Raw genomic sequence first — 24,797 nt, 5'->3', positions numbered from 1 at the left:
CTCCCGCGGCCGATGGGTCACGCGGCCACCCGCTCGCTGCTCGTGGCGGTGATCCCCTTGGTGGAGGCGATCACGTTCTTGAGCTTCTTGGCAAGCGCCTCGTAGAACATGCTGAGCGGAAACTCGTCCGGCAGCACGTCGTCGACGAGCTTACGGGGCGGCTGCGACAGATCGAGGGCGTCGGGACCCTTGGCCCAGCGGGAGCCGGGGTGCGGGGAGAGATACTCCGAGACGAGGTCGTACGCCGCGAACCAGTGGACCAGCTTGGGACGGTCGATACCGGCCCGGTAGAGGTCCTCGATCTCCGCGCAGAGCTGGTTGGTGACGGCGGGGGCGCGGTCCCAGTCGATCCGCAGGGTGTTGTCGGTCCAGCGCAGCACATCGTGCCGGTGGAGATAGGCGAAGAGCAACTGGCCGCCGAGGCCGTCGTAGTTCCGCACCCGCGCGCCGGTGACCGGGAAGCGGAACATCCGGTCGAAGAGCACGGCGTACTGCACGTCGCGGCCCTGCGCGACCCCGTCGGCCTCCAGCCGTACGGCCTCACGGAACGCGGTGAGGTCGCAGCGCAGCTCCTCCAGTCCGTACATCCAGAACGGCTGGCGCTGCTTGATCATGAACGGGTCGAAGGGGAGGTCGCCATGGCTGTGGGTGCGGTCGTGGATCATGTCCCAGAGCACGAAGGCCTGCTGGCAGCGGTCCTGGTCGCCGACCATCTCGCGGATGTCGTCGGGGAGTCCGACCCCGAGGGTGTCCACGGCGGCCTCGGTGACCCGGCGGAAGCGGGCGGCCTCGCGGTCGCAGAAGATCCCGCCCCAGGTGAACCGCTCGGGAGCCTCGCGCACGGCGATGGTCTCCGGGAAGAACACCGCGGAGTTGGTGTCGTACCCGGCGGTGAAGTCCTCGAAGGTGATCCCGCAGAAGAGCGGATTGTCGTAGCGCGTGCGCTCCAGCTCGGCCAGCCACTCGGGCCAGACCATACGCAGCACGACCGCTTCGAGATTGCGGTCGGGATTGCCGTTCTGCGTGTACATGGGAAAGACGGCGAGATGCTGGAGGCCGTCCCGCCGGTCGGCCGCGGGCTGGAAGGCGAGCAGCGAGTCCAGGAAGTCGGGGACGTCGAAGGCGCTGTCGGCCCATTTGCGGAGGTCGGCGACGAGCGCCCGGTGGTACGCGGCGTCGTGCGGCAGCAGCGGGGAGAGCTGTTCGACGGCGGAGGTCACCCGGTCGAGCGTCGCCTCCACGAGCTGGCGCGCCGGGGCGCCCTCGGCGTCGAAGTCGACCGAGCCGTCCTCGGACTGCCAGGGGCGGATCTCCTCGACGGCATTCTTGAGCTGTGTCCAGGCCGGGTGCTCGACCACCCGGGCAGCACCGACAGCACGGCTTGTGCCGGACGCGGCGTCCTGCGCAAGAATTTCCGTCATGTCACTTCCTCCACACGAGATCTTGGCGTAAAGACACCGTATAGGCCCCTTGTTCCGCTGTACAAGGACGGTCGTGAGAAATTATCCTGCGGACCCCCCATGGTCACCGCCGTTTTTCCTGCCGTAATGAGGTAGGACACACACTTCCATCGTGCGGCACGGCGCCTCGACGAGCCACCGCTCCCCGGGGGCGGCTCGCCGCCGCACAACGGGTTCCCATCCGCCGACCGGCCGTTAGAGTGCGCCAGGCCGTGTCGGCACTGTCAAGACACGGCCTGGAGCCGCAGTCGACGGAAGCGAGACGAACCTTGACTTTCCAGACCATCGGTCATCGTGGAGTGATGGGTGTCGCACCCGAGAACACCCTGCGTTCCTTCGTACACGCCGAGCGCGCCGGTATGGACGCCATCGAGCTGGATCTGCATCTGAGCAAGGACGGCGCGCTCGTCGTGATGCATGACACCGAGGTGGACCGTACGACCGACGGCACGGGCGCCATCGCCGAGCGGACCCTCGCCGAGCTGCGGGAGCTGGACGCGGGCGACGGCGAGCGGATCCCGGTCTTCGAGGAGGTCCTGGACGCCGTACGGTCGCCGATCCAGGCCGAGATCAAGGATGTGGCCGCGGCGAGGGCGCTGGCCGAGGTGATCCACCGGCGCGGGCTGACCGGGCGCGTCGAGGTGTCGTCGTTCCATGACGCGGCGGTCGCCGAGATCGCGGCCCTGGTGCCGGGGGTACGGACGGTGCTGATCGCGAGCCGCTGGGGCGCGGACGTGGTGGACCGGGCCGAGGCGGTGGGCGCCGCCTCGCTGGCCCTGAACATCCGCAGACTGACCCTGGAGATCGTGGAGCGCGCGCACGACCGGGGGCTGCGGGTGATCGGCTGGGTGGTGAACACCCAGGATCAGCTACGGCTGGCGCGGGCCTTCGGACTGGACGCGGTGACCACCGATCTGCCGGAGATCCGGCGGACCGGCCGGTTCACGGCCTGAGCCCCGGCGCCTGAGCCCCGGCGCCTGGATCGTGCGTCTGGGTCACGGGCGGGCCGCGCGGGTCATCCGGCCAGGGGCTTGACCAGCAGCTCGAACGCGAGATCGTCGCGCTGCGGGATACCGAAGCGCTCGTCGCCGTACGGGAACGGGAAGAGCTTTCCCGTACGGCGGTAGCCGCGCCGCTCGTACCAGGCGATTAGTTCCTCGCGGACCGTGATCACGGTCATATGCATCTCGCGGACGCCCCAGGTCTCGTGCGCCAGGCGCTCCGCCTCGGTGATGACCCGTCGGCCGAGCCCCCCGCCCTGCGCGCCGGGCGATACCGCGAACATCCCGAAGTAGGCGGCCTCGCCCCGGTGTTCGAGCTGGCAGCAGGCGACCAGCTCACCGTCGCGCTCGACCGCGAGCAGCCGGCTGCCCGGCGCCTCGATCACCTCCAGCACGCCCCGCGGATCGGTCCGCCGGCCCTCCAGGATGTCCGCCTCGGTGGTCCATCCCTGGCGGCTGCTGTCCCCCCGGTAGGCCGACTCGATCAGGGCGACGAGCGCCCCGGTGTCGGCCGCGGTGGCGTCCCGGTAGGTGAGTTCGCCGGTGGGGCGCGAGGCGGTGTCCATGGTGCGCGTTCTCCGTATCCGGTCGTGCGGTGTCGTGTCGTGTCGGTACGAGACATCCTGAAGAAACGCTCGCAGCCTAACCCGGCCCCGGACGGACGCACCCGGGCGGTGGGAAGGGACCCGGTCCCCCGGCCGCGCTCACCCGGCCTCGCTCATCCGGAGCGCGGGCGGCCGTACCGCGGTACGAACCCGAGCAGCCGGGCGCAGGCCTCGGTGTCGAACAGCGACTCATGGCCCGCCAGCTCGTCGAAGACGGGCACCCCCGGGTGGTAGCGCGTCATCAGCTCCGCGGTCGGCAGCGGTGAGCTGGTCTCGCGCGCGGCCACATTGACCACATGGCAGCCGGACAGCCGGATCTCCACCGCGCGCCGGACCGCCTCGGCCGCGTCCCGGGTGTCCAGCCAGCCCCACAGATCCATCCGGTGCGCCGCGGGATCGGTCCGTACGGCGTCGAGCTGGCTCATCAGCCGTTCCCCGGTCCCGGTGAAGGGCAGCCGCAGACAGACGATGTCGGTCCCGTATCGCCGGTGGACGGAGCGGGCCGTCTCCTCCAGAACGATCTTCGACAGTCCGTAGGGGTCCTGGACGAGCGTCGGATGCTCCTCGTCCAGGGGGACGTAGCGAGGCGACTGCGGCACCGGCGACCAGGCGAGTCCGACGGCCGCCATGCTGGAGGCGGCCACCACCCGGCGGACACCGCCGCGCCCCGCCTCGTCCAGCACCCGGTGCGCGGTCAGACAGTTGGTGGCGAAGAGATCGCTCGCGTCGTCCACGTTGGGATGCGGGATCGCGCCGAGATGGACGACGGCCTCGGCTCCGTCCATCGCCTTGCGCACCAGATCGGGATCGCGCAGATCCCCGGTGTGGACGGACTCGGCGCGTGGCTCGTCCACCGGGAGCAGATCGGTGGCGACGACCTGGTGGCCCCGGGCCAGCAGATCGTCGAGCACGAACCGTCCGATATGGCCGGCCGCCCCGGTGACCAGTACCCGCATCAGCCCTTCACCGCCCCGACCAGTCCGTTGACGAAGTACCGCTGAAGACTGAGGAAGAGCAGGATCACCGGAATGACCACGATGAGCGCGCCCGCCATCAGATTGTTGTAGTGCGGCACGTTCTCCGCCGAGAGCGTCTGGAGACCCAGCGGCAGGGTGTAGGTGGACGGATCGTTGAGCGAGACCCGGGTGAGCAGGAACTCGTTCCAGGTCGGGATCGCCGTCAGCAGCGCCACCGTGATCAGGGCGGGCCTGGCCAGCGGCAGATAGACACCGGTGAAGATACGCAGCTCGCTCGCGCCGTCGACACGCGCCGAGTCGCGCAGCTCGCCCGGTACGGCCGTGAAGGCTCCGGTCATCAGCAGGATCGACAATGGGGCACCGCCGTTGACGAAGGGCAGCACCAGTCCGAAGTGCGTGCCGAGGATGCCCATCTTGTTCTCCAGCAGCACGATCGGCAGCATCACCGTGATCCCGGGGACGAACAGCAGTGCCACGAAGAGCTTCTGGAGGGCGCCCCGGCCGGGGAAGCGCAGTACGGCGAAGGCGTAGCCGGCCGCCGCGTAGATCACCAGTGTCAGGACCACCGTATAGCCCGTCACCAGCAGGCTGTTCAGGAAGAAGTCGAAGAAGTGCAGCTTGTTCCAGGTGTCGACGAGGGTGTCGAGCGTCGGGTTGTCCGGGATGAGATGTCCGCCGCGTACGACCTCGATCTGGTCCTTGAAGGCCGCCGACACCATCCACAGGAACGGGTAGACGCTGACGAGTCCGTACAGCGCGAGCAGAACGCCGACGACGGTGCGGGCGATCAGCCGGCGGCTGCGGGCGGCGCGTTCGCCGGGCGGGCCGGTACGCGCCTTGAGGGGTATCGATGTCATGTCGTGCTCCGCGATGTCATGTTCTGCTCCGCAGCGCGCGCAGATTGATCAGGGCGAGTACCAGCGCGGCGGCGAAGAGGATCCAGCCGAGCGCGCTGGCGAGCCCCAGGGTGGGGAGGAGGTTCTTCAGGAACGCGAGGCGGTAGGCCTCCAGCCCCAGCACATTGGTGTGGTCCCCCGGGCCGCCGTTCGTCATCACCAGGAAGGTCTGGAAGCCCTGGAGCGACTCCCGCAGATTGAGCAGCACCACCACGGCGGTGATGGGCCGCACCAGGGGCCACACCACCGAGGCGTTGGTACGCCACCAGCCCGCGCCGTCCAGCTCCGCGGCCTCCAGCACACTGCGGTCGATGCCCTGGAGTCCGGTGAGATAGAGCAGCATCGCGACCGGGACCTGTCCCCACACCGTCACCACGATCATGGTGGGCAGGGCGGTGGACGGGTTGCCGAGCCAGCCCTGCGGCTGCTGGAGGGAGCCCAGCCCCAGGCTGCCGAGCAGGACGTTGATGGCGCCGTCCGGCTGGAGGATGTACTGCCAGGCGAAGAAGACCGCGACTCCGCTGGTGACATAGGGCAGGAAGTACACCGAACGCAGCACCGACCGGAACCGCTTGATCCGGTTGAGCAGTACGGCCAGCGGAAAGGAGACCGCGACGGTCAGGGCCGGTGAGGCGATCATGACCCAGAGCGTGTTGGCCGCCGCGTGCCGCACCCGGGGCGCGTAGACGGGGCTGCGCCAGAGCAGATCGGCGTAGTTGTCGAAGCCGACCCACTTCCAGTCCGGGGTGAACCCGTTCCAGGTGGCGAAGCTGAGCGCGAAGCCGTATCCGACGGTGTACAGGCCCATGACACAGAACAGGACCACGGCCGGGGCGACGAACAGATACCCGGTGAGCGCCTCGTACGAACGCGGGCGCCGGCGGCGCGTACCCCCTGCCGCCGGCGCCTTCGTCACCGCGCCGGGAACGGTTGTCACCGTGCCGCCGCCCAGTAGGAGGCGTTGAGCTCACGGAGTTTGCGGGCCGTCTCCTCGACGGACCGCTGCTTGAGCGGGGTGAGATCGGCGAGGATCGCGCCGGCGTCGTCCTGCTCGTAGCCCGGCGCGCGGAACTCGTTGCCGCGGTTCGGGTCGTAGGTGTTCTGCGGGGTGCCCTTGAAGCTGTCGACCATGGCGGCGAGCGCCGGGCCGAGCACGGTGGCGGAGTCCGCGCCGAGTTCGGTGGCCGGTACGTCGGAGGCGTCCGTGGCGAACTTGGCGGCGGCCTTCTGGGTGGAGAGGAACTCCATCCACTTCTTGGCGTTCCCGGGCTGGTCGCTGGTCGCGCTGACGCTCAGACCGGTGAGCGCGAGCGGGCCGAGCGCACGGTCCGGTACGGCGCCGTCCTTCAGGGCGGGCAGTCCGAACGCGAACACGTCGTCGGGGCTCATCCCGTTCTGCTGGAGGAAGGCGAGGGTGAAGGTGCCTCCGACGTCAAAGGCCGCCTTGCCCTGGGCGAAGGCCTGGTCGGCCTCGTCGATGGTGAGGCTCTGGGTGCCCGGCATCCAGTAGGGCGTGAGCTGGTCGTACAGGCTCAGCACCTTGATCCCGTTGGGCGAGGCGAAGTCCGCGCTCTCGTCCTGGCCGAAGAGCGCCTCGTACCCCTGCTGTCCGAGCTGGCTGAAGGCGAGCGGCTGGAGGACCCAGGTCAGCCCGGTGGCCTGGACCTTGAGGCCGAGGGCGAGACCGCCGGTGGTGGGGTTCTTGGCGGTGGTCGCCTTGAGCGCGGCCAGGAACCCGGCCCAGTCGGCGGGGGGCTCGGTGATGCCCGCCTCGGCCAGCATCTTCTTGTTGGCGTAGACGATGCCGAAGGTGCCCACGGTGAGCGGCACGCTGTAGCGGGCGCCCTCCTCGATGCCGTGGTCCCTGGCGGTCTCGGGCTGCGAGTCCTTGAAGCGCTGTGCGGTGACGAGTCCGGACTCCTGTACGGCCTGCTGGATACGGCCGGCCCACTCGCCCTTGAAGTCGTCCTTGAGGTCGGCGACGATGCCCGCCGCGCCGAAGACCCGGTCCTCGCCGTCGGAGTGGACTTCGAGCACATCCGGCAGATCGCCGGTCTTCGCCGCGCTCTGCACCTTGGTGGTGTACGCGTCGTCGGGGGTGTACGCCTCGATCTCGACCGAGATGCCGGTCTGCTTCTCGAACTCGGCCGCCGCGTTGCGCAGCGCGCCCACATGGGACTGCTTGAAGGTCCACATCTCCAGCGAGGCGGAGTCCCCGCCGGAGTCGGACGATCCGCCGCAGGCGGCGAGGGTGGTCAGTGAGAGCGCGGTCGCCGCGGCGACCACCGTGAGCCGGACATTCCGCGAAAATGGTATGCGCATCGCCCCTACCTAAGGATCAACCGTTCAGAAGGCCGAATGACGTTGGAGTGACTGAACTTATGGTCGAGGTGATATAGCGTCAAGACGCACGTCGAGATTTCGTGCTGACCGGATCGCCGAGGGGCGCCGGTGCGAGAAGCGGAGGTTCCGTGGAATCGGTGGCAGCAGCAGCGCGCGGGCGCAAGCCCGAAGAGGTCAAGTCCGCCGCTCGGGTGCTTGAGGTGCTCGAACTACTCGGGGCGGAGGGCGCCCGGCTCTCGCTCGCGGAGATGGCCGGTGCCATGGCCGTGCCCAAGAGCAGTCTGCACGCGATCCTCCGCACGATGGAGGCACGCCACTGGGTGGATCTCGACGCGTCGGGCACCCGCTACAGCCTCGGTCTCAAAGCCCTGCTGACGGGCACGGCCTATCTGGAGGGCGACGATGTGGCGAGCCTCGCGGGACCGGTGCTCGACGCGCTCGCCGAGGAGACCGGCGAGTCGGTCCATCTGGGCAGACTCGACGGTACGGACGTGGTCTACCTGGCCAAACGCGAGTCGCGGCACGCGCTGCGGATGTATTCGGCGGTGGGCCGCAGACTGCCCGCGCACGCCACCGCGCTGGGCAAGGCGATGCTCTCCCAGTACGACGCGGCCGAGGTGCGGATGCGGCTCAACTGGCCGCTGGAACGGCTCACTCCGGACACCGTGACCGATCCCGAGTCGCTGCTGTCCCAGCTCTCGGAGGCACGGCTGCGCGGCTGGGCGATGGACGACGGCGAGAACTCGCCCGACATACGGTGCGTGGCCGTGGCGCTCGGCACCGGCCACGGCGGCGGCGACGCGATCAGCTGCTCGGCGCCCAAGAGCCGGATGGACGACGCCCGCGCCGAGGAAGTCGCCCGCGCGGTCACCGAGGCGGCCCACTCGCTGGGGACCCTGCTCAAGCGCCTCGGACAGCACTGAGGACCGCCGAAGCCTCCGCACGATATTTGGTAGAGTCGTTGACAAATGAAAGTCGACCTCCCTACGTTCGAGTAGCGGTACATCATCCTGCTATCTGTACGCTGGAGTTCGCATGGCTCAGCCTGATGCCCGCTCCGATCTTCTCGCTCCCGCCCCCTGGGTCGAGGAACGCGGCGCCAAGGTCCGCATCACGGCCGTACGCACCTTCCTGACCGCCCCGCACGGCTGTCCCCACCTCATCGTCCGTGTCGAGACCACCGAACCGGGGCTGTACGGCCTGGGGTGCGCCAGCGATCCGCAGCGCACCCTCGCCGTACGGTCCGTGCTCGACGCCTATCTCGCGCCGCTGCTCACCGGGCGCGATCCCGACGACATCGAGGACCTCCACCGGCTGATGCTCAACAGCGCCTACTGGCGGGGCGGTTCGATCACCGGCAACGCCCTGGGCGGTATCGATGTCGCCCTCTGGGACCTCAAGGCCAAGCGGCTCGGAGTCCCGCTGTACTCGCTGTTCGGCGGACGGGTCCGTACCCGCGCCGACGCCTACACCCATGTCGACGGGGCCGACGCCGCCGAGCTCGCGGAGAAGGTGGTGGCCGCGCGGGAGCGCGGCTACCGGCATGTCCGGGTCCAGGCGGCGGTCCCCGGTTCGGACACCTACGGCACGAAGGCCGGCGGTCCGGCCGACGCGTCGGCGCTGCGCCGGCGCGCGGTGCCCTGGGACTCCGCCGCGTATGTACGGACCGTGCCGGGCATCCTCACCGGGGTACGGGAACGGGTCGGCGACGGGACGGAGCTGCTCCACGATGTGCATGAGCGGCTCGATCCCCGCCAGGCACGGGAGTTCCTGCGCCGGGTCGAGGGGGCCGGGCTCTACTTCGTCGAGGATCTGCTCGCCCCGGAGGACGCGGCGCACTTCGCGGGGATGCGCGCGGCCTCCTCCGTACCGCTCGCGGTCGGTGAACTCTTCAGCGACGTGGGCCAGTTCCTGCCGCTGCTCGAAGGGCCCGTGCCGGTCATCGACTTCGCCCGGGTGCGGATCCCGACCCTGGGCGGGCTGACCCCGGTCCGCAAACTGGCGGCGCTCTGCGAGCTGCGTGGGGTACGGCTAGCCCCGCACGGGCCCGCCGATGTCAGCCCCGTCGCCCAGGCCGCCACCCTCGCGCTGGACATCAGCAGCCATGCCTTCGGGGTCCAGGAGGCGGCCGAGTTCCGGCCGGCGGTCGCCGAGGTGTTCCCCGGCACCATCACGGCCCACGACGGGGGGCTCGTCCCCCATGAGACACCCGGCCACGGTGTCGACTTCGACGAGAGCGCCGCCCGCCGCCACCCCGTGCCCGAGCCGCTGGAGCACGACCGCTGGGCCCTGCTGCGCAACACCGATGGGAGTGTGCAACGACCGTGACCTCCGAGACCTCCGGCAACCGAAGGGCCCTGGTCGTCCGTGGCGGCTGGGAGGGACACCAGCCGGTGGCGATCACCGAGCTGTTCCTGCCCTTCCTGCGCGCACGCGGATTCGACATCCGGATCTCCGACACCCTCGGCGTCTACGCGGACGCCGAACTCCTCGACGCCACCGATCTGGTGGTCCAGTGCTGGACGTCGGGCGAGCTGACGCGGGAACAGAGCGCCGGGCTCGCCGCGGCGGTCCGCGCGGGCACCGGACTGGCCGGCTGGCACGGCGGGATCGTCGACTCCTTCCGCGGCGATGTCGGCTATCAGCTCCTCACCGGCGGTCAGTTCCTGATGCACCCGCCCGGCTTCTCCGACCACACGGTCACCCTCGCCGAGGAGCACTCCGGCCATCCGGTGATCGCCGGACTCAGCGACTTCCGGGTCCATACGGAGAAGTACTGGCTGGCCACCGACCCGTTGATCGATGTCCTGGCGACCACGGAGTTCACGGCGGACGAGGAGCGGGCACGGCCGGTCACCATGCCCGCCGTCTGGACGAGGCACTGGGGGGCGGGACGGGTCTTCGTGTCGGCCATCGGCCACAAGCCGGACGACTTCGACGTGCCCGAGGTACGGACACTCACCGAGAGGGGGCTGCTGTGGGCGAGCCGCTGAGGATCGGCATGGTCGGCGCGGGCAAGATCAGCGGGGCCTATCTGGACACACTGGAACGGCTGGACGGCGTCACGCTCACGGCTGTCACGGATCTCGACCCCGGCCGCGCCGGCGCGGTGGCCGCCCGGGTGCCCGGGGTCGCGGTCAGCGGCTCGGTGGCCGAGCTGGTGGCACGCCCCGATGTCGACGCCGTACTGAACCTCACGATCCCCGCGGCCCATGCCGAGGTGGCCCTCGCGGCGCTCGCCGCGGGCAGGCATGTGTACGGGGAGAAGCCGCTGGCCGCCACCCGCGCGGAGGCGGACGCCGTACTGGCCGCGGCCGGGGCCGCCGGGCTGCGGGTCGGCTGCGCCCCGGACACCGTTCTCGGCACGGGCGTCCAGACCGCGCGCAAGGCGGTCGACGACGGGCTGATCGGCACCCCGGTCGCGGCGACGGCCTTCATGACCACCCCGGGACATGAACGCTGGCACCCGGACCCGGAGTTCTACTACCGGCCGGGCGGCGGCCCGCTGCTCGACATGGGTCCGTACTACCTCTCCGCCCTGGTCCATCTGCTGGGACCGGTCGTCCAGGTCACCGGCGCCGCGTCGCGGCCCCGCGCCGAGCGGGAGATCGGCAGCGGCCCCCGGGCGGGCGAACGGTTCGCCGTCGAGGTGGCCACCCATGTCACCGGCGTACTGCGTCACGCGGGCGGAGCGCTCACCACGCTGGTGATGAGTTTCGACATCCATGCCGCGCGACTGCCGAGGATCGAGGTGCACGGCACCGCGGGCTCGCTGTCGGTGCCCGATCCGAACGGTTTCGACGGGCCCGTGGACGTGCACGCGGACGGCGGTGAGTGGGAGACGCTTCCGGTGTCGGCCGGATACACCGGGGCCGGGCGCGGTACGGGACTCGCCGATCTGGCCGAGGCGCTCGCCGCCGGGCGTCCGCACCGGGCGTCTGCCGAGCTGTCGCGCCATGTCCTCGACATCATGCTGACGCTGCTCGCCTCGGCGCGGGAGGACAGAAGCCTGCCGGTGGAGAGCAGTTGTGCCAGGCCGGAGCCGGTGAGCCGATAGTTCCCGGGCTATGGGGAGAATGTCATTTCACTTTCTTTCCGAGGTCTTCACCATTCGGATGATTAGTTACCTGACAAACACTTCACGGGCCCTCATCACCTGGAACAAGAAGGGATGGGGAAAGGCGTTGACTTGATAACACTCTTGGTTTTACATGGCGGTTACTGGCTGGACAGGAAGGGCCGCCCATGCATGACCGCAGGAAGTCCGGAGAAGAGCGGATAGCCCATTTCCTCGCCGCCCGTCTGCGTCCCGCGCTCTACACCGCGCGACTTCCGATGGAGGTCGGTGCCTGGCACATTCCCGGTGAGCCGGTTCCTGTCGATGTGGCCCTCCGGGCCGATTACACGCCCTTCGCCGTCGGTGACCTGTGGGGCGGTCCCTGGTCCACCACCTGGTTCAAGGTCCGCGCCACCGTCCCCGAGCGCTGGGCCGGCCGGCGGGTGGAGGCGGTCTTCGACCTCGGCTTCGACAGCCATGCCGAGGGACTCGTCCATGACACCCACGGCACCCCGCTCCAGGGGCTGCACCCGCTCAACCGGTCCCTGGCCGTCTCGGCGGCGGCGAGCGGCGGTGAGCAGGTCGGGCTGCTCGTGGAGGCCGCCGCCAATCCGCCGATCGACGCCGAGTCCGGCGCCGGGTCGCTGTACGGCGATCCGGTCACCGCCGGGGACGAGCCGCTCCACCGGCTGCTCCGCGCCGATCTCGCCGTGCGTGACGAGAACATCTGGCATCTCATCCATGACATCGATGTCCTCGACGGGCTGATGCACGCGCTCCCGGTGGAGCTGCCCCGCAGATACGAGATCCTGCGCGCCCTGGAACAGGCCGTGGACGCCGTCGATCCACGCGATGTCGCCGGGACCGCCGGGACCGCGCGGGAGATCCTCTCCCCCGTACTGGCCCGCCGCGCGCACGAGTCGGCGCACACCGTCGCCGCCGTCGGCCACACCCCGGCGGACTCCGCCCGGCTGTGGCCGATGCGCGAGGCCGTACGGCACACCGCCCGCGCCTTCAGCACGGTGACCGCGCTCGCCGACGAGTATCCCGAGCTGACCTTCGCGGCCTCCTCGGCCCAGCGGTACGCCTGGATGAAGGACCACCACCCGCATGTCTTCGAACGGGTGCGCAAAGCCGTCGCCGACGGCAACTGGGCGCCGGTCGGCGGGATGTGGGTGGAGCCCGACGGCACCCTGCCCGGCGGAGAGTCGCTGGTCCGGCAGTTCGTATACGGCCGCCGCTTCTACCGCGAGGAGCTGGGCACCGACTCCGACGGCGTCTGGCTGCCCGGCTCGTTCGGGATGAGTGCCGCCTTCCCGCAGTTGGCCACGCTCGCCGGGGCCCGCTGGTTCCTGGGCCGGCGGCCCGCCCCGGACGGCGCGCGCGATCTGCCCCGCCCCACCTTCTGGTGGGAGGGCCTCGACGGCACCCGGCTCTTCAGCCATGTCCCGCCCGCCGCCGACCGGGGCTCCGCCCTCACCGGCGGGGAACTGGCGGACGCCGTCTCCGAGTTCACCGCGTACGCCGCGAACACCGGCGCGGGCGCGGGCGTCCGCTCCCTGCTGCCCTTCGGCCACCCGGACGGCGGCGGGCCCACGCGCGAGACGCTGGAGCGCGCCCGACGGCTGGCAGATCTGGAAGGCTCACCGAGGGTCGGGATCCAGCATCCGGCGCACTTCTTCCGGGACGCCCTCGACGAGTGCTCCGACGCCCCGGTCTGGCGCGGTGAGCTGTGCGCCGGCGCCCGGGTCGGTACGTACACCAGCCAGGCGCGCACCAAGCGCGGCAACCGCCGCGCCGAATCGCTGCTGCGTGAGGCCGAGCTGTGGTCGGCGACGGCCGCGGTGCGGGACGGCATCCCGTATCCGTACGACGAGCTGGAAGCGCTCTGGAAGAAGGTCCTGCTCCACCAGAGCCATGACATCCTGCCGGGCACCTCGATCGCCTGGGTGCACCAGGAGGCCGAGCGGAGCCACCGCGAGATCCACCGCGCTCTCGATCAGCTCATCCGCCGGGCCGTGGGGACACCCGACGACGCGGGCACCGCCGTCTTCAACGCGGGGCCGCGACCGCGCCGCGAGGTGGTCGTCCTGGACGGGGGCCACCCCGCCGAGGGCGGTCAGCGGCTCGCCGACGGCCGGATCGCGGTCCTGGCGCAGGCGCCCGCGCTCGGCCGGGGCCCGGTCGTCCGGATTCCGTCCGACGGGGCTCCCGCTGACGGGCGTCGGTCCGACGGGGGCCGGTCCGACGGGGGTCCGGAAGGCGGGGCACCCTCCGATGTCGCGCCGGTGACCGTACAGCCGGTGACCGTACGGCCGGTGGACGGCGGCGGAGTGCTGCTGGAGAACGGGCTGCTGCGGATCCGGCTCGACGCCGAGGGGCTCGTACGCTCCGCGCTCGATCTGACCACCGGCCGGGACGCCATCGCGCCGGGAGCGGCGGGCAACCTGCTGCGGCTGCACCGCGACGACCCGGCGCACGGCAGCGCCTGGAACCTGGACCCCCACCACCGGGGATCCGGCCGCGATCTCGACCGCGCGTGCGAGGTCGACGTGACCGCGCGCGGCCCGCTGCTGGCCTCCGTACGGGTCGTGAGGAGCACCGGCAGATCCACGATCGAGCAGGTGCTGTCCCTGACGGCGGGCAGCCGCGCCCTGACCGTGGACACGGAGATCGACTGGCGCGAGCGGGACACGGTCCTCAAGGCCGTCTGGCCGCTGGACGTGCACGCCGAACAGAGCACGGGCGAGATCCAGTTCGGCCATGCCGAGCGCCCCACGCATGAGAACTCCGGGCGCGACGCGGCCCGTTCGGAACTGTGGGCGCACCGCTGGATCCATGTGGGCGAACACGGCTGGGGCGTGGCGCTGGCCGGTGACTCCTCGTACGGATACGACGTCTCGCGCCACACCCGTGCCGACGCGGGCACCACCACGACCGTACGGCTCTCCCTGCTGCGCGCCGCGCACAGCCCCGATCCGCACGCGGACCGGGGGCCGCAGCGCTTCCGGCACTCCCTGCGGCCGGGCGCGGACATCGGCGACGCGATCAGCGAGGGGTACGCCCTGGCGCTGCCGCTGCGCCCGGGGGCGGCCGGACCCGCCGGACCCGCCGGATCCGCCCTCTCGCCGCTGGTTTCCGTGGACCATCCCGATGTCGTCGTGGAGGCGGTGAAGCTGGCCGACGACCGCTCGGGGGACGTGGTCGTACGGCTCTACGAGTCGCGCGGCGGCCGGGCCCGTACGGCGCTCAGAGCGGGCTTCCCGGTCGCCGCCGTACGGGAGACCGACCTGCTGGAGGAGACGCTCGCCGAGCGTCCGCACGAGAACGGCACGGTCGCGCTGGCGCTGCGGCCGTTCCAGATCCTCACCCTGCGGCTGGTACGCGGGGAGCACGGTCCGCGGGCCGGGAGCGCGGTTCGCGGAGCCGGGAACGAGGTTCGCGGAGCCGGGAGCGGCAGCGGGAGCGGGGATCACGGGGCCGGGGGCAGCGATGCCCGCTGAGGCCCTCCATGACGACGGCCCGGTCGGCTCTCTGCCCCCGGAGCACCGGGCCGTCCTGCGCCGCTGGGCCGAGGAGGGCGGCCCGCTCTCCACCCGCGCGAGCGTGGTGCTGCTCGCCGCCGACGGACTGCGGGACGCCGAGATCTCCCGCCGGCTCGGGGTGTCCCGGCAGACCGTGGGCAGTTGGCGCCAGCGCTGGACGAGCGCGGGTCTCGACGGACTCGAACACCGGCCGCGCACCGGCAGACCCGCCACGGTCGACGAGGCCGAGGTCGTCACCCGTACGCTGCTGGCGCCCGGCGGCAGCGGCGCCTCCCGCGCGGTGGCACGGGAGTTGGGGCTCTCCCATGCCACGGTCGCCGGGATCCGGCGGCGCTGGCGGCTGGGCCCCGACGAGGCGCGGGCCCCGTCCGTACCGACGAGACCACCGCTGCCCGGCGCGCCCGTCTGGCTGATGGGGCTCTATGTGGACCCGCTGCGCGCCGTGCTTCTCGCGGGCACCCGGCCGGGGTCCGCCCGGCCGGCCGCCGCGGGGACGGTGATCGGTACGGAGGTGCTCACCGGTCTCGACCGGGCGCTGGAGGCCGCGCTGACGGCGGCGAAGGAGCGCGGAGCCGGGACACCGGCGGGCCCGGGGCAGGGTGCGGCGGCAGGGCAGGGGCCGGTTACGGGAGGAGCGGGGACGGGGACAGCGCGGGGCCGGTCGGCGGATCGCGGTCTGCCGGAGTATCTGGCCGAGGCGAGCCGCAGCCATCCGGACCTGGGTCTGCACGCGATCACGCTCTGGGACTCCGGGGACGGCCCCGACACCACCGTGCCTCTCCCCATGACTCCCCCGCACGAGGGCGGAGTGACGCACCATCACATTCCGGCACGGTCCACCTGGCGCACCTTTCTGCGGGCCATGATCGCGCTCGACAGCACCAGCCATCCCGAGTCCTCGCGCCGGGTCTATCTCGATCTCGCCGCCGAACTGGAGCGCTACGCGACGGCGCGCTCCGACCGGCCGTGCGCCGCGGTGCGCTGGCTGCGCGAGAACGTGGCCGGGCATCTCGGCGCCGACCAGGCGGTCGGCGCCACGGCCCGGAACCAGTCCTGGAGCGGGGTCAACCAGATCGATCTGGGCTCGTTCAACGAGTGCGTGGTCATCGAGACGGTACGGCTCTCCGGCACCATCACCCGGGGCGAGATCGCGCACCGCACCGGGCTGACCCAGCAGTCGGTCTCCCGGATCGCGCGCTCGCTGCTGGACCGGGGCATCCTGATCGAGGACGCCCAGCGCCGTGCCACCTCGGGCAAGCCCCGTACACCGGTACGGCTCTGCGGTACGGCGGCGCACGCGCTCGGCATCCATATCGACCCGGAGGTGCTCACCGCCGTCGTGATCGATCTCGACGGGGCGATCGTCTGCACACGTACCCGGCCCGTCACCGCGGACATCGATCCGGCGGAGTTCGTGGAGCGGGTGGCCGCGCTGGGCCGCGAGACGCTGACGGAGGCGCGCGGGTCGGTACGGGAGGACGGCTTCCTCGGTATCGGGGTCGCCGTGCCGGGACCGGTCGACATCGCGTCGGGCACGGTGCTGGGGCCGCCGCTGATGTCGGCCTGGGGCGATCTTCCCCTGCTGTATCTGCTGAAGGACCATTTCCCGTGTCCTGTCCTGATGGAGAAGGACTCCACCGCTGCCGCCGCCGGGGAACGGTGGATCGGCCGTGACCGCCGGGCCAGGGACTTCGCGTATCTCTATCTCGGTACGGGGGTGGGCACCGGGCTCTATCTCAACGGCGACATCTACCGCGGGATCAGCGCCAACGCCGGGGAGTTCGGCCAGCTCTGCGCGATCGCGCTGGGACGCGTGGACAAGGACGGCCGTCCGGAGATCCTCCCCGAGTGCAATCCGCCGGTGTCGGTGCCCGAGCTGGCCGTACGGGGCGGAATGCGGCCCGTAACAACGGCCGTGCCGGGGAGCACCACTTCGGTGAGCACCACTTCGAGGGGCGGCGTGTCCGGGAGCGGCACGTCCGGAAGCACCGCGTCCGGGAGCACCGCGTCCGGGAGCACCGCGGCGTATCTGGCGGTGGGCGAGGCCGCGGCCGCGGGTGATCCGGCGGCCTCGGCGGCCGTACGGGAGGTGGCGCAGGCGGTGGGCCGAGGGGCGCTGGGGCTGGTCGATCTGCTGGACATCGATCTGATCGTCCTCGGCGGTCCCTTCTTCACCGAGGACGTCGCCGGGTTCTATCTGGACGAGATCACCCGTACGGTCAACGAGTTCCCGACGGCCAGAAGGCTGCGGCGGGTCGAGGTCGAACCGTCCGTGCTCAGCGCGGAGGCGGCGGCGGTGGGGGCCGCCTCGACCATCTTCCACGCGACGTTCACCCCGAGACTGCGGGGGCGGGAGGGCCGGGCACGGCATCTGCCGACAGGCTGAACTCCCCATGAGGCGCCAGAGGGACGGCGGATATGAAGGTGCGGGCCGCCGGGGATCCCTCCGGCGGCCCGCACTTCGGTGTCCTGTCGCTTCGGTGTCCTGTCGCTCCGGTGTCCTGTCGCTTCGGTGTCTTGTCGCTTCGATGCCCTGCCGTCAGACCCTCGGCCGGGTGGGCCTCGTCGCCGTCAGTCCGATCTGGCCCTTGAGCATCCGGCCGCCGTCACCGGTCAGCCGCAGATAGTAGTCCGACGAGCAGGAGGTGCCGTCCTCGTCGAGCGCCCAGATACCCGAACCGGAGGGCACCTGCGAGCCGTTCTCCGCGGTCTTGGCGATCTGGTTGCCCTCGTTGAACTCGTCGAACATCGAGATGTAGACGCCCTGCGCGCCGAGCCTCACCATGTTGTAGAACTGCCGCCACATGAAGTCCCCATGGGCGCGGTGGCGTTCCTGGAGGTCACCGGGGAGCACACAGGGCTGGTAGTCGATACCGCGCGCGTTGCACTCGGCCTGGTCCGGGGTGTTGACGTCACGGAAGAACCGGTCGGTGTCCCCGACGTTGGAGATCCGCCCGACCATCCAGGGCGAGATCATGTTGAACGAGCGGTACACTTCCTGGAAGCCGGGCCGTGAGTCGTCGGTGCTGTTGCGCCAGTGGGTGGGCACCCCGCCGATCACGTAGCAGCCCTGGGCCTTGAACCAGTCGACGACCTCCTTGCACGGCCCGGGAGCGAACGGCCGGCCGGGGTCGTTGAAGCCGAAGCCCCAGATGCACACCACGGGCTTGCCGTTCTGCCGGGCGTAGGCGCTGGAAGAGGTGTGCGCCCTCATCTTCGACGTCCAGTCCTCCTTGATCTGGGACTGCATGGACGTCCAGCTGGTGACGTCGTACATGATGTAGAACTTGCGGCCGTTGGCCTCGGCGGACTGGCGCACCTTCTGTGCCATGGCGTCCCGGGTGGGGCCCTCGGGGCTGAAGGGGTTGAACCGCTGGAGCGCCGCGGTGTCGCAGTTGTTCTCCCGCATCCACCGGAAGTGGGTGTCGACGGTCTGCTGGTCCCAGGAGGAGAAGAGCGTCGCGGGCTGACCGCCGTTCAGATTCGCGTAGGCCGTGCGGTAACCACGGGAGTATTCCCGCATGTCCGGCCAGGACTTGATGGTGGTATTGCTGGGCGAGGGCGGCTGGCTCATGTTCTGACTCCAGTGCCACCAGCCATTGATGGGGGCGCCGTCGCCGCTACAGGCGAACCAGCCCTGGTAGCCCACGGTGATTTTGCCGACCACGTCGCCGGGCGGACTCGCGGCGGGTGCCGGCTGTGCGCGGCGCCCCGGTTCGGCTGCCGCGGCACCCTGCTGGGCAGCGCCGACGCCACCGATCGCGGCGGACGCGGCCAGCGCGGACGCGATGGCCGACCGTCGTGACATATGCATGGAGGATTTCCTCCCACTAGATATCTGCCAGAAATGCGTAAATTCCCTGGGGGTGGGGGGATTTACAGGCGGCGGCAGTCCGCCCGGCCCCCAAGGGCACGCATGTGCAAAGTAGCCGGGGGCCGCGTCGGCCACAAGGCCGTAGGCGCCAGGAATTCTTCCCTGAATTCCATCGGCGTGTCAGCCGATTTTCTTTACGATTTCCGTTTCCAGCGGAATGCGAATGAAGGGAGAACCACCCGGGGCCGAGGACGGCGGTGCACGGCGCGCACACCGGGGGCGGCGGTCCGAGGGCGGCTCGTGTACCACCGGTGCGCTCCCTTTGTGTCCCTCTGCGCTCGTTCGCGCTCGTCTGCGCGTCGGCGGCACCGGGCATCACCTTCACGACACCGTTCAACGGGGGAGGTGCGCGGTGCACGGACCGGCGACGGCCGGCTGGCTGCTCGTCGCGCTCTGCGTGGCGACCGGGGGTTACTGCCTGCTCCGGATGCGCAGCGGCGTGGCCGAACAGCGCAGATGGGCCGGGAGCGAGGCGTTGATGGGGTTCGGGATGGCCGTCATGGCCGTGCCCGCGGCCGTCCTTCCACCACCCCGGTGGGTGTGGACGGTGTACGCGGCGGTGTTCGGCGGCGCGGCGCTGTACACCGTCCTGCGGTCCCGTCTCCCGGCGTACCGCTCCCACGGGACGCACCATCTGCTGGGGATACTGGCGATGGTTTATATGGCCGGGGCCATGGCCGCGGCGCCCGGCGGGGCGCACGGCACGCATACGGCGGCCGGGGCGCCGCTGGTCACGGGGGTACTGCTGATCTACTACGCCGCCTATGTGCTGCGGACGGGCGGACGTCTGCTGCCGCTGCCCGCCGGGGTGGGGCCGGGGGCCGGGGCCGGCGGGACGGTGACGGTCACGGGCGGGGCCGGGCCCGGGACCGCTGGCGGAGCCGGAGCCGGGGTCCGCTGGGGCGACAGGACCGAGCTGGCGCTGGCCTGCCGGCTGTCCATGGGCATAGCCATGCTGGCGATGCTGCTCACCATATGACCGCACCGGCCGAAACGTGTCCTAGGTCACTTGACCGACGAGGACATACCGCAGAGTAGCGCGGTCCTCATACCCTGGTGACCATGATGGTCTCCCTGGCGCTGCTGCTTCTCGGCGCACTGGCCGCCGTCGTCGCCCCGCGCCTGCTGGCGCGCGCCGACTGGCCGGAGCGCGAGCCCGTGGTGGCGCTGTGGGTCTGGCAGTGCGTCGTGGCGGCCGTCCTGCTGAGTTTCGCGCTCTCCATGACCTTCAGCGCCGCCGCGGCCTGGCTGGCCGTACGGGGGCATGTCTTCGCGCCCGCCCCGAGCGGAGTGGTGGAGGCCTACGCCCTGGGCTCGCACCGGCCGTGGTCGGCCCTTCTCGCGGTCGCCCTGGCGGGCGGCGGGGTCTGGACGGCGGCCATGCTGACGCGGGAGATCCTCCGGGCCCGCCGCAGGCGCCGTCAGCGCCGCGCGGAACTGCTCGTACGCTCCCCCGTGCTGCCCGGCGAGGAGCCCGGCGGTGAGCCGCTCGTCGTCCTGGAGGGCGAGCGGCCCGACGCCTGGTGGCTGTCGGGCGTGGAGCCCCAGCTGGTGATCACCACGGCGGCGCTGCGCCGGTTGAAGGGGAGTCAGCTCGACGCCGTGCTGGCGCACGAGCAGGGCCACGCGCGGGCCAGGCACGACTGGTTGCTGCACTGCTCGGGGGCGCTGGCGAACGGCTTTCCGCAGGTGCCGGTGTTCGCGGCGTTCCGCGACGAGATGCACCGGCTGATCGAGCTCGCCGCGGACGATGTGGCCTCACGCCGCTTCGGCCGGCTGGCCATCGCGCTCGCCCTGGTCGAACTGAACGAGGACCGGGGAGTGTTCGGACCGGGCACGGCGCCGGACGCCCAGCTTCCGCGGCGGGTGAACCGGCTGCTGTCCCCCGTTCCCCGGCTCACCGCGGGCCGCAGACTGCGGCTGACCGCCGCCGCGGCGGCGGTGCCGGTGGTACCCCTCCTGGTCGCCTTCGTACCGGCGCTGCGCGCGCTGGGATAACCCGGACGCCCGCACGGGCTGGCCGCTCGCACCCGACGTCGGCGAGGATTTCCCCATGCGCTCACCGTCGATCCCCGAAGCCGGTCCGACACCGCCGACGACAGGCCCGCGTGCCCCGGCTCCTCCCTCACTGGTCACACCGGCCCGTACGGGCGGTCTGCTGGCCGTCCTGCTGGGTCTGCTCGTGATACTTGTCGTGGCGGAGTGGGGGCCGCTGCTCTCCTTCGACCGGATGACCGCCGAGGCGCTGCACCGCCGGGCGGTGGCCGAGCCCGGAGTCACCTGGATCAACCGGGTGCTCACCGACTGGGCCTGGGACCCCTGGACGATGCGGCTGCTGATCGCGGCGGCGGTGATCGCGCTCTGGCTGCGGGGCAAGCGGCTGCTCGCCTGCTGGGTCGCGGTGACGAGCATGGTGGGCGCGGCCCTCTCGCAAGGGCTGAAGTACACCGTGGGACGCGAGCGCCCCGAGTGGCCCGATCCGGTCGACTCCGCGCACTTCGCCGCGTTCCCCTCCGGCCACGCGATGACGGCGGCCGTGAGCTGCGGTCTCCTGCTGTGGGTGGCACACCGCCAGGGGGTCCGCCGGCGGGTGTGGCGGACGGCGCTGGCCGTTGCGGTCGTCTCCGTGGCCGGCGCGGGCCTCACCCGCCTCTGGCTCGGAGTCCACTGGAGCGCCGACGTCCTGGCCGGCTGGCTGCTGGGCGGCTGTCTCGTGGCCTTTTCCATCGCCTCGTACGGGCGCCTGGCCTTGTCCCGGGAGCGGTGACGCCGCCAGGATCGGACGCATGACCTTCAAGGGCGTGCTCTTCGACTTCTCCGGAACCCTTTTCCGCATCGAATCAGCAGGATCCTGGCTGCGAGCCGTGCTCAACGAGGCAGATGTGGCCGTGCCACCCGACGAGGTGCGGCGGTACGCGATGAAACTGGCCGTGGCGGGCGCGCTGCCCGGCGGGTCCTCGCCGGAGCGGGTGCCGGACGAGCTGGCCGGGGTGTGGGCGACCCGGGACGAGAGCGCCGAACGCCACCGCGCCGCGTACACCGGGCTCGCGCGCCAGGTGGAGCTGCCCAGCCCCGCCCTCTACGACGCGCTCTACGAGCGCCATATGACACCGGACGCCTGGCGTCCGTACCCCGACGCGGCCGAGGTGCTGGGCACCCTGCGGCACTGGGGCGTCGGGATCGGGGTCGTGAGCAATATCGGCTGGGATCTGCGGCCCGTCTTCCGCGCGCACGGTCTCGACGCCCTTGTCGACGCCTATGTGCTGTCGTACGAGCACGGCGTCCAGAAGCCCGACGTCCGGCTCTTCCGGACGGCCTGTGAGGAGCTGGGACAGGATCCGCACGATGTGCTGATGGTCGGGGACGACAGAGGAGCCGACGGCGGAGCGGCGGCGCTGGGCTGCTCGGTCCACTTCGTGGATCATCTGCCGGTGGAGGAGCGCCCCGCGGGACTGCGCCCCGTCCTCGCCCTCGCCAGCAGCGGGCCGCTTCCGTAACCCGCGCGCCGGGCGCCCTGCCGGACCCGGACCCGGGTTCCCGGCAGGGCGCCCCGCCACGGAGACCCGGCATCCGTCCCACCCGGAATCGGGCGGCTCCGGCCCGTGAAACGGCCTCGTACACACCCCGAACGGGCTCTCCGGCGCCGCCGGGCATGCCGAAGCCGTCTGCCTTGGACGATCCCCCGCGTCGCCCAAGGCAGACGGCAGCCCCGTTGACCAGGCCCGATGGGGCCCGGGACGGGACGCACTGAGTATATTGGCTTAGAGCCAGTCAACGCAGGAGTCAAGCATGTCCCCGCGGAGCCCATCGGTCAATGAAGAGCTGCGCCGGCGTTCCCGGGAGCGGCTGCTGCAAGCCACGGTGGAGCTGGTCGCCGAGCGCGGTTACGAGGCCACGACGCTCGCCGACATCGCCGACCGGGCCGGTTCGGCGCGCGGTCTCGTGTCGTACTACTTCCCGGGGAAGCGGCAGCTCCTCCAGTCCGCCGTGCACCGGCTGATGCATCAGACGCTGTCCTCGGCCCTGGAGCGCGAGCCGGTCACGGACGACGGGCGGGAGCTGCTGGCTCGGGCGATCGACGCCATCCTCGGACTCGCGGCCGACAGCCCCGTACTGATGCGGACGCATATGGCCGGCATCCTCCAGGCAGAGGGCTTCGTACAGTGTCCGGAACAGCAGCGGCTCGCGGCCCTGCTGCGCGAGACGGTGACCCGGTACGGATCGCCCGACCCGGACAGCGAGTATCCGATGCTGCGCGCCCTGCTGATGGGCGCGGTCTTCGCGGTCCTCATGCCGGGCGCGCCGATGCCGCTGCCACGGCTGCGCGACGAGCTGTTCCAGCGCTACGGGCTGGAGTGGGAACTCGGCGTTCCGCCGGGCGGTGGACCGCCCGGCGGAACGGATCAGGGCACCACCGCTCAGTCGCGGAAGTCCTCGAAGTAGTCGGGCTGCGTCTGGACGTTCAGCTCGTCCATCCGTACCCGCTTCGCGGCGTCCGTCCTGCGGTCGTTGAGCTGCAGCACGTCAAAGCCCTTGGCGATGTCGTTCGAGTAGATGTAGCCGTTGTAGTAGTAGGCCGACCAGGGGCCGGCGGTGGTGACCCGGTCCGTGGTGATCGGGCCACGCTCGAAGTAGCCGATCTCCTTGGGCTGGGAGGAGTTGGTGAAGTCCCAGACCGAGATACCGCCCTGGTACCAGGCCTGGACCATGATGTCGCGGCCCTTGACCGGGATCAGCGAGCCGTTGTGCGCGACACAGACCTCGGTGTCCGCCTGGGGACGCTCGATCTTGAAGTAGCTCTTGAAGACCAGCTTGCGCCGGTCGCCCTTGCCGACGATGTCGTAGATGCCGTCGGCGCCCTTGTTCGGGCCGACGGTGTCGTTGCAGGTGGCGGCGCCACCGCCGCCCAGCTCGTCGGTGAAGACGACCTTGTCGGCATCCTGGTTGAAGGTGGCCGAGTGCCAGAAGGCGAAGTTGACGTTGTCCTGGACCCGGTCGATCACCTTCGGGCGCTCAGGGTGCTTGATGTCGAAGATGATGCCGTCACCCATGCACGCGCCGGCGGCCAGGTCCTTGGAGGGCAGCACCGTGATGTCGTGGCAGCCGGTGGTCGCCGAGACACCGGGGTTGGTGGTCCCGCCCGGGTTTCCGCCGTCCGGGAAGAGGTTCGGGAAGCTCACCAGCTTGGCACGCTCAGGGGCCTTGCGCGGCACCTTGATGACCGAGATGCCGTCGTGCGGCGGCTGGCAGTCCGGGAACGTCGTGCTCGGCGAGTACGACGAGACGTAGACGTAGACGTTCTTGCGCTCCGGCACCAGGGTGTGCGTGTGCGAACCGCACGCGGTCTCGACAGCGGCGACGTACTTGGGGTTGCGGATGTCGCTGATGTCGAAGACCTTGATGCCCTCCCACGACTCCTTGATCGTCGCCGACTGGGCGGCGCTCGTGCAGGAGTTGTCGCTGCGCGAGGAGTCGGTGGAGAGGAAGAGCAGGTCACCGGAGACGGTGATGTCGTTCTGCGAACCCGGGCAGAGCACCTGGGCGACGGTCTTCGGGGACTTCGGGTTGCTGATGTCGAAGATCCGGAAACCGTCGTAGTTGCCCGAGAAGGCGTACTTGCCCTGGAACGCCAGATCCGAGTTGGTCCCCGTGATCAGGTCCTTGGGAACGTTCGCCAGATGCTTGATGTTGTCGCTGTGGACGATTTCGTCCACACCGGGTATCTCACCCTGCTGAATGGCCGCCTTCACCTCGGCCGCCTGGCTGGAGGAGACCTTCTCCGAGGCCGGGCTGTCACCGGGGTCGGGTGTGGCGACCGCCGGTCCGGCGGTCAACAGCGTGGCAAAGAGTCCGGCCGCGGCTGCCGCCACGCCCAGACGTCTCCGCCGCACGCGGGTGGTGTGCAACGAGGTCACTGCGGTCCTCCCTTGTATCCGTTCACAGTTGAACGGGTCACGGACCTCGGCAGTATCGTCCCTCTCATGTACATCTCAACAGATGGCAACACAGACGTAATGAAAGTTTTTGATCACTCGTCTG

General features: G+C 70.7%; 20 protein-coding genes. 12 read left to right on the top strand and 8 right to left on the bottom strand.

What is annotated here, in order from left to right:
- Window positions 1-17: 17 nt before the first annotated feature.
- Window positions 18-1,421: a DUF6421 family protein gene (locus ACWGDX_RS31675; protein ID WP_453631144.1), complete on the bottom strand. Its 1,404-nt coding sequence runs from the start codon at window positions 1,419-1,421 to the stop codon at window positions 18-20.
- Between the two features lie 308 nt (window positions 1,422-1,729).
- On the opposite strand from ACWGDX_RS31675, the gene ACWGDX_RS31670 reads away from it, so the two are divergent.
- A complete protein-coding gene (locus ACWGDX_RS31670; RefSeq protein ID WP_453631142.1) occupies window positions 1,730-2,413 on the top strand; it encodes a glycerophosphodiester phosphodiesterase in 684 nt (227 codons plus the stop codon).
- Window positions 2,414-2,475: 62 nt separating this feature from the next.
- Here the strand turns inward: ACWGDX_RS31670 and ACWGDX_RS31665 are convergent, their stop codons facing one another.
- From ACWGDX_RS31665 to ACWGDX_RS31645, 5 genes are all read right to left on the bottom strand, one after another.
- The gene (locus ACWGDX_RS31665; protein ID WP_453631140.1) at window positions 2,476-3,027 is read right to left on the bottom strand and encodes a GNAT family N-acetyltransferase; all 552 of its coding nucleotides are present in this window, start codon (window positions 3,025-3,027) and stop codon (window positions 2,476-2,478) included.
- Window positions 3,028-3,179: 152 nt separating this feature from the next.
- Window positions 3,180-4,022 (bottom strand): NAD-dependent epimerase/dehydratase family protein, encoded by an 843-nt coding sequence (locus ACWGDX_RS31660; RefSeq protein WP_453631138.1) that lies wholly within the window; start codon window positions 4,020-4,022, stop codon window positions 3,180-3,182.
- Window positions 4,022-4,900 (bottom strand): carbohydrate ABC transporter permease, encoded by an 879-nt coding sequence (locus ACWGDX_RS31655; protein ID WP_453631136.1) that lies wholly within the window; start codon window positions 4,898-4,900, stop codon window positions 4,022-4,024. The genes ACWGDX_RS31660 and ACWGDX_RS31655 overlap by 1 nt, the downstream gene beginning before the upstream one ends.
- A 16-nt stretch (window positions 4,901-4,916) precedes the next feature.
- The gene (locus ACWGDX_RS31650; RefSeq protein WP_453631134.1) at window positions 4,917-5,876 is read right to left on the bottom strand and encodes a carbohydrate ABC transporter permease; all 960 of its coding nucleotides are present in this window, start codon (window positions 5,874-5,876) and stop codon (window positions 4,917-4,919) included.
- On the bottom strand, window positions 5,873-7,261 hold the full coding sequence (locus ACWGDX_RS31645) for an ABC transporter substrate-binding protein (RefSeq protein WP_453631132.1): 1,389 nt from the start codon (window positions 7,259-7,261) through the stop codon (window positions 5,873-5,875). Before ACWGDX_RS31645 ends, ACWGDX_RS31650 begins: the two co-directional genes overlap by 4 nt.
- A gap of 158 nt (window positions 7,262-7,419) precedes the next feature.
- On the opposite strand from ACWGDX_RS31645, the gene ACWGDX_RS31640 reads away from it, so the two are divergent.
- The 6 genes from ACWGDX_RS31640 to ACWGDX_RS31615 all read left to right on the top strand — a co-directional run bounded on the left by ACWGDX_RS31640 (window position 7,420) and on the right by ACWGDX_RS31615 (window position 17,270).
- Window positions 7,420-8,205 carry an IclR family transcriptional regulator gene (locus tag ACWGDX_RS31640; RefSeq protein WP_363083049.1) on the top strand — a complete coding sequence of 262 codons (786 nt, stop codon included), beginning with the start codon at window positions 7,420-7,422 and terminating at the stop codon, window positions 8,203-8,205.
- Window positions 8,206-8,317: 112 nt separating this feature from the next.
- The gene (locus tag ACWGDX_RS31635) at window positions 8,318-9,610 is read left to right on the top strand and encodes an enolase C-terminal domain-like protein (RefSeq protein ID WP_453631130.1); all 1,293 of its coding nucleotides are present in this window, start codon (window positions 8,318-8,320) and stop codon (window positions 9,608-9,610) included.
- Window positions 9,607-10,275, top strand: coding sequence for a ThuA domain-containing protein (locus ACWGDX_RS31630; protein WP_453631128.1), 669 nt, complete (start codon window positions 9,607-9,609; stop codon window positions 10,273-10,275). Before ACWGDX_RS31635 ends, ACWGDX_RS31630 begins: the two co-directional genes overlap by 4 nt.
- Window positions 10,260-11,339: a Gfo/Idh/MocA family protein gene (locus ACWGDX_RS31625; RefSeq protein ID WP_453631126.1), complete on the top strand. Its 1,080-nt coding sequence runs from the start codon at window positions 10,260-10,262 to the stop codon at window positions 11,337-11,339. The genes ACWGDX_RS31630 and ACWGDX_RS31625 overlap by 16 nt, the downstream gene beginning before the upstream one ends.
- Window positions 11,340-11,527: 188 nt before the next feature.
- The gene (locus ACWGDX_RS31620) at window positions 11,528-14,842 is read left to right on the top strand and encodes an alpha-mannosidase (protein ID WP_453631124.1); all 3,315 of its coding nucleotides are present in this window, start codon (window positions 11,528-11,530) and stop codon (window positions 14,840-14,842) included.
- On the top strand, window positions 14,832-17,270 hold the full coding sequence (locus ACWGDX_RS31615) for an ROK family protein (RefSeq protein ID WP_453631123.1): 2,439 nt from the start codon (window positions 14,832-14,834) through the stop codon (window positions 17,268-17,270). Before ACWGDX_RS31620 ends, ACWGDX_RS31615 begins: the two co-directional genes overlap by 11 nt.
- A 153-nt stretch (window positions 17,271-17,423) precedes the next feature.
- Here the strand turns inward: ACWGDX_RS31615 and ACWGDX_RS31610 are convergent, their stop codons facing one another.
- The gene (locus ACWGDX_RS31610) at window positions 17,424-18,698 is read right to left on the bottom strand and encodes a glycoside hydrolase family 71/99-like protein (RefSeq protein WP_453631121.1); all 1,275 of its coding nucleotides are present in this window, start codon (window positions 18,696-18,698) and stop codon (window positions 17,424-17,426) included.
- 412 nt (window positions 18,699-19,110) lie between these two features.
- On the opposite strand from ACWGDX_RS31610, the gene ACWGDX_RS31605 reads away from it, so the two are divergent.
- The 5 genes from ACWGDX_RS31605 to ACWGDX_RS31585 all read left to right on the top strand — a co-directional run bounded on the left by ACWGDX_RS31605 (window position 19,111) and on the right by ACWGDX_RS31585 (window position 23,201).
- On the top strand, window positions 19,111-19,737 hold the full coding sequence (locus ACWGDX_RS31605) for a DUF5134 domain-containing protein (RefSeq protein WP_453631119.1): 627 nt from the start codon (window positions 19,111-19,113) through the stop codon (window positions 19,735-19,737).
- 83 nt (window positions 19,738-19,820) lie between these two features.
- Window positions 19,821-20,756 (top strand): M56 family metallopeptidase, encoded by a 936-nt coding sequence (locus ACWGDX_RS31600; protein ID WP_453631117.1) that lies wholly within the window; start codon window positions 19,821-19,823, stop codon window positions 20,754-20,756.
- A 55-nt stretch (window positions 20,757-20,811) separates the two neighbouring features.
- Window positions 20,812-21,525 (top strand): phosphatase PAP2 family protein, encoded by a 714-nt coding sequence (locus tag ACWGDX_RS31595; protein WP_453631116.1) that lies wholly within the window; start codon window positions 20,812-20,814, stop codon window positions 21,523-21,525.
- Between the two features lie 19 nt (window positions 21,526-21,544).
- Window positions 21,545-22,255, top strand: coding sequence for an HAD family hydrolase (locus ACWGDX_RS31590; protein WP_453631115.1), 711 nt, complete (start codon window positions 21,545-21,547; stop codon window positions 22,253-22,255).
- 292 nt (window positions 22,256-22,547) lie between these two features.
- Window positions 22,548-23,201 (top strand): TetR/AcrR family transcriptional regulator, encoded by a 654-nt coding sequence (locus ACWGDX_RS31585; RefSeq protein WP_453631113.1) that lies wholly within the window; start codon window positions 22,548-22,550, stop codon window positions 23,199-23,201.
- On the opposite strand, the gene ACWGDX_RS31580 is transcribed toward ACWGDX_RS31585, so the two are convergent.
- Window positions 23,177-24,673: an LVIVD repeat-containing protein gene (locus tag ACWGDX_RS31580; RefSeq protein WP_453631111.1), complete on the bottom strand. Its 1,497-nt coding sequence runs from the start codon at window positions 24,671-24,673 to the stop codon at window positions 23,177-23,179. The two genes, ACWGDX_RS31585 and ACWGDX_RS31580, sit on opposite strands and share 25 nt — an antisense overlap.
- Between the last annotated feature and the right edge of the window lie 124 nt (window positions 24,674-24,797).

This window comes from Streptomyces sp. NPDC055025, from assembly GCF_053608565.1.
This window is presented reverse-complemented; position numbering and strand designations above follow the sequence as displayed.

Excerpts from the sequence above, each read along its gene's own strand:
- ACWGDX_RS31655 (WP_453631136.1), bottom strand. The coding sequence starts at position 4,900 with ATGACATCGATACCCCTCAAGGCGCGTACCGGCCCGCCCGGCGAACGC.
- ACWGDX_RS31595 (WP_453631116.1), top strand. The coding sequence starts at position 20,812 with ATGCGCTCACCGTCGATCCCCGAAGCCGGTCCGACACCGCCGACGACA.
- ACWGDX_RS31590 (WP_453631115.1), top strand. The coding sequence starts at position 21,545 with ATGACCTTCAAGGGCGTGCTCTTCGACTTCTCCGGAACCCTTTTCCGC.
- ACWGDX_RS31610 (WP_453631121.1), bottom strand. The coding sequence starts at position 18,698 with ATGCATATGTCACGACGGTCGGCCATCGCGTCCGCGCTGGCCGCGTCC.
- ACWGDX_RS31665 (WP_453631140.1), bottom strand. The coding sequence starts at position 3,027 with ATGGACACCGCCTCGCGCCCCACCGGCGAACTCACCTACCGGGACGCC.
- ACWGDX_RS31645 (WP_453631132.1), bottom strand. The coding sequence starts at position 7,261 with ATGCGCATACCATTTTCGCGGAATGTCCGGCTCACGGTGGTCGCCGCG.
- ACWGDX_RS31660 (WP_453631138.1), bottom strand. The coding sequence starts at position 4,022 with ATGCGGGTACTGGTCACCGGGGCGGCCGGCCATATCGGACGGTTCGTG.
- ACWGDX_RS31585 (WP_453631113.1), top strand. The coding sequence starts at position 22,548 with ATGTCCCCGCGGAGCCCATCGGTCAATGAAGAGCTGCGCCGGCGTTCC.
- ACWGDX_RS31675 (WP_453631144.1), bottom strand. The coding sequence starts at position 1,421 with ATGACGGAAATTCTTGCGCAGGACGCCGCGTCCGGCACAAGCCGTGCT.
- ACWGDX_RS31635 (WP_453631130.1), top strand. The coding sequence starts at position 8,318 with ATGGCTCAGCCTGATGCCCGCTCCGATCTTCTCGCTCCCGCCCCCTGG.
- ACWGDX_RS31615 (WP_453631123.1), top strand. The coding sequence starts at position 14,832 with ATGCCCGCTGAGGCCCTCCATGACGACGGCCCGGTCGGCTCTCTGCCC.
- ACWGDX_RS31600 (WP_453631117.1), top strand. The coding sequence starts at position 19,821 with ATGATGGTCTCCCTGGCGCTGCTGCTTCTCGGCGCACTGGCCGCCGTC.
- ACWGDX_RS31620 (WP_453631124.1), top strand. The coding sequence starts at position 11,528 with ATGCATGACCGCAGGAAGTCCGGAGAAGAGCGGATAGCCCATTTCCTC.